The sequence below is a fragment of the Arthrobacter sp. 24S4-2 genome (genome assembly GCF_005280255.1).
Lineage (GTDB): Bacteria > Actinomycetota > Actinomycetes > Actinomycetales > Micrococcaceae > Arthrobacter.
In genome coordinates this window covers 5,321,363-5,333,378 of the sequence record NZ_CP040018.1, presented here as the reverse complement: position 1 = coordinate 5,333,378, position 12,016 = coordinate 5,321,363, and the positions used below count along the sequence as shown (strand labels likewise).

At 66.8% G+C, this 12,016-nt stretch carries 12 protein-coding genes; 6 read left to right on the top strand and 6 right to left on the bottom strand.

Annotated elements, in window-relative coordinates:
• Nucleotides 1–152 precede the first annotated feature (152 nt).
• The 5 genes from FCN77_RS24730 (at nt 153) to FCN77_RS24710 (ending at nt 5,075) form a co-directional block, all read left to right on the top strand.
• The gene (locus FCN77_RS24730) at nt 153–977 is read left to right on the top strand and encodes a sugar phosphate isomerase/epimerase (protein ID WP_137324957.1); all 825 of its coding nucleotides are present in this window, start codon (nt 153–155) and stop codon (nt 975–977) included.
• Between the two features lie 46 nt (nt 978–1,023).
• Complete coding sequence (locus tag FCN77_RS24725; RefSeq protein ID WP_137324404.1) at nt 1,024–1,800, top strand: SDR family NAD(P)-dependent oxidoreductase; 777 nt, start codon at nt 1,024–1,026, stop codon at nt 1,798–1,800.
• Between the two features lie 45 nt (nt 1,801–1,845).
• Nucleotides 1,846–3,597 carry a dihydroxyacetone kinase family protein gene (locus FCN77_RS24720; RefSeq protein ID WP_137324403.1) on the top strand — a complete coding sequence of 584 codons (1,752 nt, stop codon included), beginning with the start codon at nt 1,846–1,848 and terminating at the stop codon, nt 3,595–3,597.
• The gene (locus FCN77_RS24715; RefSeq protein WP_175417388.1) at nt 3,594–4,085 is read left to right on the top strand and encodes an RpiB/LacA/LacB family sugar-phosphate isomerase; all 492 of its coding nucleotides are present in this window, start codon (nt 3,594–3,596) and stop codon (nt 4,083–4,085) included. The genes FCN77_RS24720 and FCN77_RS24715 overlap by 4 nt, the downstream gene beginning before the upstream one ends.
• Before the next feature lie 108 nt (nt 4,086–4,193).
• Nucleotides 4,194–5,075: a cytochrome c oxidase assembly protein gene (locus tag FCN77_RS24710; RefSeq protein ID WP_137324402.1), complete on the top strand. Its 882-nt coding sequence runs from the start codon at nt 4,194–4,196 to the stop codon at nt 5,073–5,075.
• Nucleotides 5,076–5,092: 17 nt separating this feature from the next.
• Here FCN77_RS24710 and FCN77_RS24705 read toward each other — a convergent pair whose 3' ends face one another.
• The 5 genes from FCN77_RS24705 to FCN77_RS24685 all read right to left on the bottom strand — a co-directional run bounded on the left by FCN77_RS24705 (nt 5,093) and on the right by FCN77_RS24685 (nt 10,271).
• Nucleotides 5,093–6,202 carry a sulfite oxidase gene (locus tag FCN77_RS24705; RefSeq protein WP_137324401.1) on the bottom strand — a complete coding sequence of 370 codons (1,110 nt, stop codon included), beginning with the start codon at nt 6,200–6,202 and terminating at the stop codon, nt 5,093–5,095.
• A gap of 124 nt (nt 6,203–6,326) precedes the next feature.
• Nucleotides 6,327–7,229, bottom strand: a complete 903-nt coding sequence (locus FCN77_RS24700; RefSeq protein ID WP_137324400.1) for an SDR family oxidoreductase — start codon at nt 7,227–7,229, stop codon at nt 6,327–6,329.
• Between the two features lie 2 nt (nt 7,230–7,231).
• A complete protein-coding gene (locus FCN77_RS24695; protein WP_137324399.1) occupies nt 7,232–8,236 on the bottom strand; it encodes an aldo/keto reductase family protein in 1,005 nt (334 codons plus the stop codon).
• Between the two features lie 51 nt (nt 8,237–8,287).
• Nucleotides 8,288–9,361: an aldo/keto reductase gene (locus FCN77_RS24690; RefSeq protein WP_137324398.1), complete on the bottom strand. Its 1,074-nt coding sequence runs from the start codon at nt 9,359–9,361 to the stop codon at nt 8,288–8,290.
• Nucleotides 9,362–9,548: 187 nt separating this feature from the next.
• Complete coding sequence (locus FCN77_RS24685; protein ID WP_137324397.1) at nt 9,549–10,271, bottom strand: hypothetical protein; 723 nt, start codon at nt 10,269–10,271, stop codon at nt 9,549–9,551.
• Between the two features lie 264 nt (nt 10,272–10,535).
• Here FCN77_RS24685 and FCN77_RS24680 point away from each other — a divergent pair, with 264 nt between their 5' ends.
• Nucleotides 10,536–10,952, top strand: coding sequence for a YchJ family protein (locus tag FCN77_RS24680; RefSeq protein WP_137324955.1), 417 nt, complete (start codon nt 10,536–10,538; stop codon nt 10,950–10,952).
• Nucleotides 10,953–11,004: 52 nt separating this feature from the next.
• On the opposite strand, the gene FCN77_RS24675 is transcribed toward FCN77_RS24680, so the two are convergent.
• Nucleotides 11,005–11,874 (bottom strand): TIGR04086 family membrane protein, encoded by an 870-nt coding sequence (locus FCN77_RS24675; protein WP_137324396.1) that lies wholly within the window; start codon nt 11,872–11,874, stop codon nt 11,005–11,007.
• Nucleotides 11,875–12,016 lie beyond the last annotated feature (142 nt).

The window sequence follows — 12,016 nt, the reverse complement described above, 5'->3', positions numbered from 1 at the left end:
GCACTGTCGACTGTTAACAAATGATACGCCAGTGTGACCCGCATCATGAAGATCTGTCAACAGTCAACTTCAAGGGTTGACTGTTGACAGTTAACTTCCGTAGTGTGGTTTCCATCACTACCGCCCCGGGCATGACCAGAGGATCAACGAAGATGTTCAACTCCCGACTCGGCTGCTCGTCCATCAGCTTCCGCCACCAGGACCTGAGCACCGCCCTGCGGACCATCGGCGGCCTGGACTTCGAGGAAGTCGACCTTGGCGCCCTGCCCGGCGTCTGCGACCACGTCCCCTACGACCTGGATGCGGACGCCGTCACGGCCGTCACGGCGGAGGTTGCTGCCTCGGGACTCCGCGTCCGCTCGATCAACGGGGACATCGGGGACCTCAACGCAGTGCTCGACGCCGGCCAGCTTGCCGCCCGCGAACGGCACCTGGAAGCGCTGCTGACCCTCACCGCGAACACCGGCGCGAAAGCGCTGGTCCTTCCGTGCGGCGCGTTGGGCCACGACCCGGTCCGTAGCGTTGACGAGGACCTGGACACCATCGCGGCCCAGCTCATCCACGCCGGACAGCGTGCCGCTGAGTTCGGCGTCGAACTCTGGACAGAATCCCTGCACTTCCTGCGCTTCTGCTGGAACCTGGAGCGCGCGGAACTGCTGGCCCAGCGGCTGGCAGGTTCCGGCGTGGGGATCGTGATGGACTTCAGCCACATCGTCGCCGCCGGCGAGGACCCGCTGGAATACATCGGCCGCCACGAAGGCCGGATCGCCCACGTGCACCTGCGTGACGCAGTTCCCGGCAACATCAACCTCAGCATCGGCAACGGCCACGTGGACTTTGCTGCCGGGCTCCGCTCCCTCGCCAACCGCAGTTACACCGGACACTTCTCGCTGGAACTGGAAACCCGGGACGTCACCCATGACGAACGACCCGCGGCAGCCGCCAAGGCGGCAAGCTTCATCACCGACCTCATCTGAACCACTTCATCAGCAACGCCTACTACCAATTCCAAGGAGCATCATCATGACCACCACCATCCAGCGCACCGCCGTCCTCACCGGAGCCACCTCGGACCGCGGCATTGGCATCACCACCGCCCGCCGCTACGCCAACCAGGGCTGGGCGGTGGTGATCCTGGACCTCGACGGCGAGAAGTCCGCCAAGGTCGCCGCTGAAATCGGCAACGAATTCAACGTCCCCGCCTTCGGCCACGAGATTGACGTCGCCAATGAGGGCTCCGTCAACGCCGCGTACAAGGCTGTGGCCGCAGAAGTCAGCGCCGGCAACCTGCCGCCAGTGGGTGCCCTCGCCAACATCGCCGGCATTACCTCGCCGGTCCCGTTTCTGGAAACCACTTTGGAACTCTGGCACAAAGTGATGGACGTGAACGCCACCGGCACCTACCTGGTCACCAAGGCATTCCTCCCGGACATGATCGCCAGCGGCTGGGGCCGGATCGTCAACATGTCCTCCGTCTCAGCACAGCGCGGCGGCGGCGTGTTCGGCAAGGTCCCCTACTCGGCCGCGAAGGCCGCCATCCTCGGCTTCACCAAGTCCCTGGCCCGCGAAATCGGCGCTACCGGCGTAACCGTCAACGCGATCACGCCGGGCGCCGTAGACACCAACATCCGCGTGGGCAGCACGGAGGAGCAGGAGGCCGCCATCAACGCCGGCATCCCCCTGGGCCGCAACGCCACCACCGAGGAGATCGCCGCCGTCATCACGTTCCTGTCCTCCGAGGAATCGGCCTACCTCACCGGAACCACCATCGACATCAACGGCGGAAGCCACATCCACTAGCAGCCGCGCCGTTCAGAAGACCAAGCGCAACCTGGAGAGCCCACCATGACCAGAATTTTCAACGATCCCTCCGACTTTGCCGACGAAGCCCTTGCCGGGTTCTGCGATGTCCACTCAGACCTGGTTCGCCAGGTAACGGGCGGGGCCGTGCGCCGCCACCGGCCAGCCAAGCCCAAGGTGGCTGTCCTCGCGGGCGGCGGTTCAGGCCACTACCCGGCCTTCGCCGGGCTGATCGGCACCGGTTTTGCCGACGGCGCCGTGGTGGGCAACATCTTCACCTCGCCCTCCGCGCAGCAGGCCTACGCCGTAGCCAAGGCCGCTGACTCCGGCGCCGGTGTGGTGTTCACCTACGGCAACTACGCCGGGGACGTCCTGAACTTCGGCATGGCCAGCGAACGTCTCGGGGCCGAGGGGATCCGGGTGGAAAACGTGCTGGTGACGGACGACGTCGCCAGCGCCCCGCCGTCGGAAGCGGACAAACGCCGGGGCATCGCCGGTGACTTCACGGTCTTCAAAGTCATGGGTGCGGCCGCCGAGGCGGGCGCTGACCTGGCCGACGTCGTGCGTCTTGGCCGGAAGGCCAACAGCCTGACCCGTACCATCGGCAGCGCCTTCCACGGCTGCACGTTCCCGGGTGCTGAGGCGCCCCTGTTCACCCTCAAGGACCGTCAGATGGGCCTGGGCCTGGGCATCCACGGCGAACCCGGGCTGTTCGACACCGAGCTGCCGCCCGCCAAGGAGCTGGGCCAGGAACTCGTATCCCGGCTGCTGGCCGAGACGCCGCACGGCGCCGGCGACCGCATCGCCGTTATCCTCAACGGCCTGGGCTCCACCAAGCATGAGGAACTCTTTGTCCTCTGGCTCACCGTGGCTCCTCTGCTCCGTGCCGCCGACTACACGCTGGTGATGCCGGAGGTGGGCGAACTGGTCACCAGCCTGGACATGTCCGGCGTCTCCCTCACCATCACCTGGCTGGACGACGAACTTGAGCCGCTGTGGACTGCTCCGGCCGAAACGCCGGCCTACCGGCGGGGCAATGCCGCCCTCCATCCCGGCGACCGGATGGCGGAGCGCGCGTCCGACGACACCGCCGCACCCGCCGTTTTCGACGCCACCGAGGAGTCGCGTGGCTATGCGGCAAACTGCGTGGCCGCTCTCGCTGCCGCCCGGGAATCCCTGCACGGTGCCGAAACCCGGCTGGGGGACATGGACGCCGTCGCGGGTGACGGCGACCACGGGCGCGGAATGGTCCGCGGCATCGACGCCGCCGTGGCAGCCGCCAGCGATACCATTGCCCGTGGTGCAGGGGCAGGCGCCGTGCTGACAGCCTCCGGGGACGCCTGGGCGGACAAAGCCGGCGGAACCTCAGGCGTGCTGTGGGGTGCCGGCCTGCGGGCGTTCGGCGAATCCCTCGGCAACCAACAGTCACCCGGCTCCACGGACCTGGCCACCGCTGTCGGCGCCTTCGCGGCGCGGATCACCGGCCTCGGCAAGGCCGAGCCCGGGGACAAGACCATGGTTGACGCGCTGCTCCCCTTCACTGAGACATTCAGCCGCCTGGTGTCGGAAGGCGGCGACCCTTCACGGGCCTGGACGGAAGCCACCGCAGCAGCCGCCGCTGCTGCGGAAGCCACGGCTTCGCTCCGTCCACGCAAGGGGCGCGCCCGGCCGCTGGCGGAGAAGAGCGTGGGCACGGCGGACCCGGGGGCGACTTCGCTGGCGATGATCTTCACGGTCATGGGCCCGCACCTTGCTGGACCGGTTGAAGCGCGACACACCGCCGGAACACCGTCATGACAACGGAAGGACAGCCGGCAGGCATCCGACTCATCGTGGGCGCCGACGAAGCCGGCGTTGACTACAAGGACCGGATTCTGGCGGACCTGCGGAACGATCCCCGGGTCAGCGAAATCATCGATATCGGCGTCAACCGCAGTGATGCCCCGGAGCAGTTCACCACTCCGTACCCCTATGTGGGGATCGCCGCCGGGAAAATGATCCGGGACGGGCTCGCGGACCGCGCCATCCTGTTCTGCGGCACCGGCATCGGTGTGGCCATCGCGGCGAACAAAGTGGACGGGATCCGTGCAACTACGGCCCACGACTCGTTCTCCGTGGAACGGTCCGTGTTGTCCAACGACTGCCAAGTGCTCACCATGGGCCAGCGCGTGGTGGGCGTGGAGCTTGCGCGCAGGCTGGCCAAGGAGTGGCTCGGCTATACCTTCGACCCCACCTCCGCCTCGGCATGCAAGGTGAAAGTCCTCACCGACTTCGAAGGCTGCTGACGCAGGCCGCCTCAGCTGACCGGCGGCGCACGGGCCGTTTTCCAGGGAACCCCGGCCTTTCCTTGGAAAACCCGGGGTCTTCCAAGGAAAGGCGCCTATCATGGGCCCGTGCCGCCCCTTGATGTAGTTCTCACCGCCTGGCAGATCGACTGGGCCGCCGCTGCCCTCATCAGCGTTTCGGCGGTGCTGTATGCGCTGGGCCTGAGGGCTGCGGCGGCGCGCGGCCACCGCCAGCCCGTTTGGCGGACGCTGGCGTTCTACCTCCTGGGCCTGGGTTCCCTGACCGTGCTGACGTGCGGTTTCCCCGGCGTGTTCAGTGCACAGCTCCGGTGGGCGTTCACGCTCAAGGTTTCCCTGCTGCTCTTCGTGGTGCCGCTGCTGATCGGCTTGGGTAAACCGATCTCCCTTGCCCGGGCGGCCCTCCCGGCGCGGGGCGTCGACCGGCTAAACAAAGTGCTCGCACACCGTGCGGTGCGGTTGGCCGGCAACTCAATGGCCGCTCCGCTCCTGGGCCTCGCCCTCTTCTCAACGTTCCTCACGCCGGCGTTCTACACGCTGCGTACGGCCCCGCTGGCCGAGGCCCTGCTGGTAGTCGGGGTCCCGCTGCTCGGCATGATGATGGCCCTGCCGATCATCGAGGAGGCGGATTTCCGCCGTTCCAGCGCCTTCTTCATCCTGGAATTCGTGTTTGTGTTCATCGAACTGCTGGTCGATGCCGTGCCCGGGATCCTGCTGCGCCTCAACGGACAGGTCCTCGATCACGTCACAAGCGTGTCAACCCCGCCGGGTTGGTTCCCCGACGCCCTACGCGACCAGCAGCTGGCGGGGGACGTCCTGTGGTTCATCTGCGAAATTGTCGATTTGCCCCTGATCATCCTGATGTTCATCCGCTTCTCCCGCAGTGACAAACGTGAGGCCAGCGGCTTCGATGACCTCACGGACGAGGAATTGGACGAACTGAACGCGGAGCACCTGCGGCGGGGCCGCTAAGTTCCCCGCCCTGGGCACTACTCCACGCTGACCTTCACGCGCTGCACCACGTTGTTGCCCATGCCTTGGTAGTTCCAGGCCTGCTCCAGCGGTTGCATCGCTCCGGTGGAATCGGTGGCGCGGCAGGCGAGCTCATGCTCGCCCCGGTCCGCCACCCAGGGCAGCGACCATTCGCACCACGCAAACGGCCCCGCCGGATGGCCAAGGTGCGCCGCCACCCACTTCCCGTCGATCCCCACCTCCACGCGGACCACGGCACCTTCACCGGACCACGCCCTGCCTGTGAGCATTACCGGACCGGCGGAAAGGACCCTGCTGCGGGTGAAGAAGTCCGGGATACCCGGCGGAATCATCAGCGAACGGATCTTGGTGCGGGACACCGGAGTGCCGGCGTCGTCCGCGTCCTTCTGGTAGCGGTACGCCACCGCCTGCTGGAAGCCTTCAAAAGGATGCGTCACCACCTGGATGGACTCCAGCCACTTGACGCTGGCCATGCCGTACCAGCCGGGGACCACCAGCCGCAGCGGGTAGCCGTGCTGCGGCGGCAGCTCGCGGCCGTTCATTTCGTACGCGAGCACGACGTCGGGGCGCATCGCTTCCTTGATCGGCAGGCTGCGCGCGTACTTTTGCCGGACGCCGCCCTGGATGCCGGCGTCGGCGCCGGTGAACACCACTTCGACGGCGTCCTCATCAACTCCGGCCTGGGCCAGCAGGTAGGCCAGCGGAACCCCGGTCCACTCCGCAGTGCCCACGCCTTCGAGCCGCCACGGCTGGCTCAGCGGCCGGGGACGCAGCATCGAGCGGCCGTTGCCGGCGCACTCCAGCGTGACCGGGATGCTGATGGCAGGGTCCCGCCGGAGCGCCTTGAGGTTGATTTCGACGGCCCGCTGCACGGCACCGCCGATCCGCAGGTGCCAGGCACCGGCGTCAATAAACGGGATGTCGAAATGCGTCAGCACGTAGTGCAGCCCCGGCGGCGTGGTGTCCTCCCGCAACGCCTCCAGCGGCATCGAATGGTTCCTGACCGCAAGCTGCAATTCTTCTGCGGTGATCGGCCCGTGGGTGGGTTGTCCGGCATGCGCCGTGGGCTGTACGGCTTGGCGGCGCCGGGAAATCTGCTTCGTCATGGCACTGCGATTCTGGGTAGGGCCGGTTTCTGGGTGTGCGGTTTCTGCGTCGGGAGCTTGCCCGTGTTCACAGGTTTACGCCCGCCTCCACCGGCCCGTCAAGACCACCTCCGCGGCCTCGCGGCTAGAGGCGGTGCGCCTCCTTCAGGAAGTCCGCCAGCCCGTGCGGTTCCCTGCCCGTGAGGCCATGAACGTCCGACGTCGGTCCGGACAGTTCGCCGCGCGCTATGGCCGTGTATGTGCTCACCCAGGCGTCCACCTGCCAGGCTGGTGCGCCGTAGGACGCCCGGGAGGCGTAGGCCTCCTCCACGGTTTCGTGGTGGAAAGAGACGGTCCGTCCGGTGCCCGCAGTGAGAAGCTCCGCGGCCCGCTGTAGGGAAATGTCCTCCGGCCCGGTCAGGTTGTAGGTGCGGCCCACGTGCACGGCCGGATCGCGCAGCACGGCCGCGGCGCACCGGGCGATGTCCCCGCGGGTCACGGCAGCCATGACGCCGTCGCCCGCCGGGCCGCGGATGACGCCGTCGTCTCCGGTGAGCAGCGGCAGGAAGTCGAGGTAGAAGTTGTCCCGCAGCAACGTGTACCTCATCCCGGAGGCCTTGATGCGCTCCTCGGTGGCGTAATGATCCCTGCCCAGCGTGAACGTGCAGTCTGCGGACGCGCCGAAGAAGGACGTGTACACCACGTGCTCAACCCCGGCCGCGGCGGCCGCGTCAACGAACGCGAAATGCGTCTGGAGCCGGTCCTCTGCCTCCGCGGCGGAGACCATAAGAAGCGTTTTCACGCCCGCCAGGGAGGCCTTCGCCAGCACAGGGTCCGCATAAGTCGAGACCACCGGAACCCCGCCCGGAAGGCCAGGCGCCCTGGCGGCGTCGCGCACCAGCAGCCGCTGCGGCAGCCCGGCGTCGGCGAGGATCCTGGCGACGAGTCCGCCGAGCTGCCCCGTGGAGCCGGTGACGGCCAGATCGGGCAGGTCCCCGACCGTCGGTGGAGCCGTCCCCGTGTCCGCCGCTGCTTCCCCGGCCGCCACGGCTAGGCCTCCCGGGACGCGGGCGACTTGGTCTGGGCCGGGTCCCGTTCGGCCAGGGACCCGATGGCGCCATCGATCTTGTCCATAATGGCCTGGTCCAGCTTGACGCCGGCGGCCGCCACGTTGCCGGCTATCTGTTCAGGGCGGGACGCGCCCATGATTGCCGAGGCAACGTTCTTGTTCTGCAGCACCCACGCGATGCTCAGCTGGGCCATGGTGAGCCCGGCCTCCTCCGCGATCGGCTTGAGCTGCTGCACTCCGCTCAGGACCTCGTCGGACATCCAGCGTTCGATCATCCGGGCGCCGCCCTTGGTGTCCGTGGCGCGGCTTCCCTCCGGGGCCGGTTTCCCCGGCCGGTACTTGCCGCTCAACACGCCCTGGGCCATGGGGGACCAGACGATCTGGGACAGGCCAAGCTCTTCGGATGTCGGGACCACTTCGGCTTCGATGACCCGCCACAGCATGGAGTACTGCGGCTGGTTGGAGATCAGCTGGAACCCCAGGTCCTTGGCCAGTGCGTGGCCGTCCCTGATCTGGTCGGCCGTCCATTCGCTGACGCCGATGTACAGGGCCTTGCCCTGCCGGACAATGTCCGCGAACGCCTGCATGGTCTCTTCCAGCGGTGTCTCGTAGTCATAGCGGTGGGCCTGGTAGAGGTCCACGTAGTCGGTCTGGAGGCGCGTCAGGGAACCGTTGATGGACTCCATGACGTGCTTGCGGGACAGGCCCACATCGTTGTGGCCCTTGGGCCCGGTGGGGCCGAACACCTTGGTGAAAATCTCCAGGGACTCACGGCGCTCGTCCTTCAAGGCTTCGCCCAGTACCTTTTCCGCCGCCGTGTTGGCGTAAACGTCGGCGGTGTCGAACGTGCTGATTCCCGCGTCCAGTGCCGCCCGCACGCACTGGGTGGCCACATCGTTCTCCACCTGGGAGCCGTGCGTGAGCCAGTTGCCGAAAGTGATTTCCGAGATCTTGAAGCCGCTGTTGCCGAGGTATCTGAATTCCATGGTTTTCACCGTAGCCCACTTGGTTGCTCAGGGTAAGGGCTTTCCCCCAGGCTACCTTCGGCGAAGCTCCGCATACTCCAACGATGGCACCACGGCGCCGGCGTCCCGTTCCAAGAAGTTGGTGCCAGGGGGCACCAGTTCGTCGATGGCATCCAGTACGGATTCGTCCAGCACTGTGTCCGCGGCTTTGAGGTAGGCGCGCAGGTGCTCCTCACTCCGCGGGCCAACGATCACGCTGCTGACGGCTGGATGGTTCAGCGCGAAGCCGACTGCCAGGTCCACCAGCGGAAGTTCCAGCTTGTCCGCCAGTCTGGCCAGGGAATCTGCAGCGAGCAGCTTGCGCTCGCTGGCAGGACCGGAAATGTCGTAACGGCCGGGCAGGGAGTGCACCCGTGTTGGCGGCTTTCCGGCGTCCAGGACGAAGCTTCCGGACAGCCAGCCGCCCGCCAACGGGCCGTAGGCCAGAACGCCCAGGCCGTATTGCTGGGCGATGGGAAGAACGTCGCGCTCGGTGCCGCGGACCAGCATCGAATAGGGGACCTGGTTGGCGACGGGCGGGATGAGGTGGTTGGTGGTGGCCAGCCATTGCGCTTCGACCAGTTGCGCCGGGGTGAAGACGGACGTCCCGTAGTAGAGAATCTTGCCTTGGCGGATGAGGTCGTTGAGGGCCGTGATGGTCTCGAGGACGTCCGTATTGTAGTCGGGCCGGTGTGCCTGGTAGAGGTCGATCCGGTCTGTCTGCAGGCGGCGGAGGCTGCCCTCGACGGCCTGCATGATCCAGCGCCTGGAGTTGCCCGAGTGGGCGGGGTTGGCGCTCATCTGGCCGTGGAATTTGGTGGCGATGAAGACGTCGTCGCGGCGGCCCTTCAGGGCACGGCCCACCACCAGTTCGCTCTGCCCCTGCGAATAGACGTCCGCCGTGTCCACTGCAGTGATGCCGGCGTCCAGTGCCGCATTGATGATGCGGATGCTATCGTCCGCGCTGGTGGGAGCGTAGCCCTTTGAGGCGCCGCCTGTTGCGGCCGAACCTGCAGGCGCGCCTTCGCCGAAATTCATGGTGCCCAATGTGAGCGGGCTGATCAGCGTCCCGCTGCGCCCGAACACCCGTAGCTGGTTGAGGCTCATCCCGGTTTCCTCACGTTTGATTCCCACGCTGATTGCTGTGGATCGTCACGAGGCTACACAGAATCAGCCGGGCGCAGGACGCAGGAGAAGCACTTCTTAGCTTTCCGTAGTCCGGGGTAACGAAGGGCGCGCCAATGACGACTTGAAAACCGGACTTGGCGGCGCTCGGTTGACGCGGGCGGCCTCGTTAGCCGGCGCGGCGGCGCTCCACCGGGAGGGTGCCTTTCAAGGCGGCCGGGTGGCCGGCCAGCGAAACCAGGGAACCTGTTTCCAGCATGGCCATGCGTCCGGGGCCGGGAGGTTTCTCGAAGGCGCGCGGTATTGCGTTCACAATGGCATGCTGGTCCGTCGCGGACTCCACGAGGGGAGCCACCGCCCTAACCTCTTCCACCGGAGCATCGGGGCTGGGAAGATCACGGACGGTGACCTTCACCTCAGGCGCCACCTCGGCCCTCGCCCTTGCTTCGGCACGGGCGTCCGCCTGGGCAACCGCTGCGGCCCAGTCCTCGGACAGGATGTGTGGTTCCCGGTGCGGAAGGCCGAGTGGCGGGCGCTCAGTCTTAGCACGCCCCTTAGTCAAGAGCGGGCCCTTGGCAAGGAATGTCTTCAGGCCGGGCGTCCGGCGTGGCGCGTCGGCGGACGCTTCCGGTTCCGGCGCAAGGCCCGTGGCGCCGTCGTACGCGGTGTCCTGGCCGGCAGCCGCCTTCAGTGGGCGCAGCGTTCGGACACCCGCGGCCGATGGAGGCCGACGGCCGAACGGTGCCATCACCAGGACGCCCACCAGCCGGCCCAGGCCCGCAATCACCAGCGTGGCCACAAAAACCAGGAACAGTCCGATGAACATGACGAAGGCCACACCGAGGGTGCCAAAAAAGGTCAGGTTCAGGGCAATGGTGGTGGGATCTTCCATTTACCTCTCCTCACAGCCTGCTGCACCTGCCTGCCGGCAACAATCACCCGGCAATGGCACCCCTTAACAATACGGACTTTTGCGGGACAACACGCCCGCATCGCGGGTCTGCTGCCCGGTTGTGTCGAAGCTGTTATCCGATATGACAAAGCGGGTGCCGTCCGGCTGCGCATATAGTCGGAACCAGTCAAGTTGGCCCCTCGCCCGGCCTCCCCGAAAGGACCCTCCGTGTCGCAGTCCCTGCCTGAAAATCCCCGAGCCGAAATTAATGGTGAGGTCCGGGAAGCCCGTTCGCCGGAGTTCCGCGGAAACTGCCCGTGCCTGTCCGGTGAGCAGTACGCGGACTGCTGCGGCCGGTTCCACAGCGGGAAAGCCGAGGCCCCGACGGCTGGGCAGCTGATGCGGTCGCGGTACAGCGCGTTCGTGGTCGGTAACGCCGCCTACCTGCTCCGCACCTGGCACCCGGAAACCCGGCCAGGCGAACTTGAACTGGATCCGGCCATGCAGTGGCGCCGGCTGGATATTGTGTCCACAGGCCGCGGCGGTCCGCTGGACTCCGAAGGGACCGTGGAGTTCAAAGCCCACTTCCGCCACGACGGCGAGCATGGCGTCCACAACGAGACCAGCCGGTTCCTGCGCGTGGACCGGCGCTGGTACTACCTCGACGCGGTGATGCTTTAGCCGTGAAGGCCGCCCGGCGTTGGCCGTTCAGCGCTGGCGTTCGGGCTTAGCCTTACTCCTCAACTTCCACGGGGGTGAAGCCGGCGCGGTCCACCTTGCGGTGGAAGTGCATGCCGGCCAGTCCGCCCAGCACGGCGCCGATCAGCGCCACCACGGCCACTACGACGGCGGCGATAATGCCGGTGGTGGTCAGCTGTCCCTCGTTGACGGGGATGCGCGGGAAGCTGTTCAGGTTGGCCAGGATGTTGAAGCGCTCGCCGGCGATCATGGCCAGCAGCGCCACCAGCACCGCGAAGATGAGGGCCCAGACCCACACCATGAAACCCTGCTTGAGGCCGTTGAAGCGGGCCATGCGGCCTGCCACGTAGCCCCCGCAGTAGTACGCGACGAACAGGATGGCCAGCAGCACGATGACGCCCACCAGCCCCACGGTCTGGTTGGAGGAGGCCTGGTTCACGGCCTCGTTGACGTCCGTGCTGGTGGCAAGCCCCACCGCTGTTCCCGCGGCGGCCACCAGTGCGGTCAGCAATACGGACATTCCCGTCGCGGCCAGCCAGCCAAAGAAGGCCGAACCAATTTTGATTCCGCCGAATTGCTCTCTTTCGCGCGCCGCTACAGTCTCACGGGTGGCGGCATTCGGGTCAGCGACCATGGCGGTCTCGGCGGCGGGGGACACTGCGTAGGCGCGGGTATCGTCGCTGTAGCCGGTGCCGGCGTCGTAGTTCCGGCTCGCCTCAGGGCCGTCAGCGTAGCGGCGCCGGCCCTCCAGCCTGTCTTCAACGTTGCTGTCTTCAACGTTGCTGTTTTCGACGCGGCTCGTGCCGGTGCCGGCATCGGTGCCGCTCGCATCAATGCGGCCGGTGTCCTCGGCGCGGGCGCCTCGGCGCGTCGGTCTGTCGTTGGACCCTGCTGTGCTGCTCATCAGGCGTTCTCGCTTTCATCGCTAGAACCGGTCCCATTGTTGGACCCCGGCTGCCGTTATGCGGACCTGCATGGTGGCCTCCTCTCCACCTAACCACGGCACGCAGGTGGTAGCAAGGATGCTTAGTATCCCGGACGGGGCG

Coding starts and splice junctions, on each gene's coding strand:
- FCN77_RS24730 (WP_137324957.1), top strand. CDS start 153: ATGTTCAACTCCCGACTCGGCTGCTCGTCCATCAGCTTCCGCCACCAG.
- FCN77_RS24725 (WP_137324404.1), top strand. CDS start 1,024: ATGACCACCACCATCCAGCGCACCGCCGTCCTCACCGGAGCCACCTCG.
- FCN77_RS24720 (WP_137324403.1), top strand. CDS start 1,846: ATGACCAGAATTTTCAACGATCCCTCCGACTTTGCCGACGAAGCCCTT.
- FCN77_RS24715 (WP_175417388.1), top strand. CDS start 3,594: ATGACAACGGAAGGACAGCCGGCAGGCATCCGACTCATCGTGGGCGCC.
- FCN77_RS24705 (WP_137324401.1), bottom strand. CDS start 6,202: ATGACGAAGCAGATTTCCCGGCGCCGCCAAGCCGTACAGCCCACGGCG.
- FCN77_RS24695 (WP_137324399.1), bottom strand. CDS start 8,236: ATGGAATTCAGATACCTCGGCAACAGCGGCTTCAAGATCTCGGAAATC.
- FCN77_RS24690 (WP_137324398.1), bottom strand. CDS start 9,361: ATGAGCCTCAACCAGCTACGGGTGTTCGGGCGCAGCGGGACGCTGATC.
- FCN77_RS24685 (WP_137324397.1), bottom strand. CDS start 10,271: ATGGAAGATCCCACCACCATTGCCCTGAACCTGACCTTTTTTGGCACC.
- FCN77_RS24675 (WP_137324396.1), bottom strand. CDS start 11,874: ATGAGCAGCACAGCAGGGTCCAACGACAGACCGACGCGCCGAGGCGCC.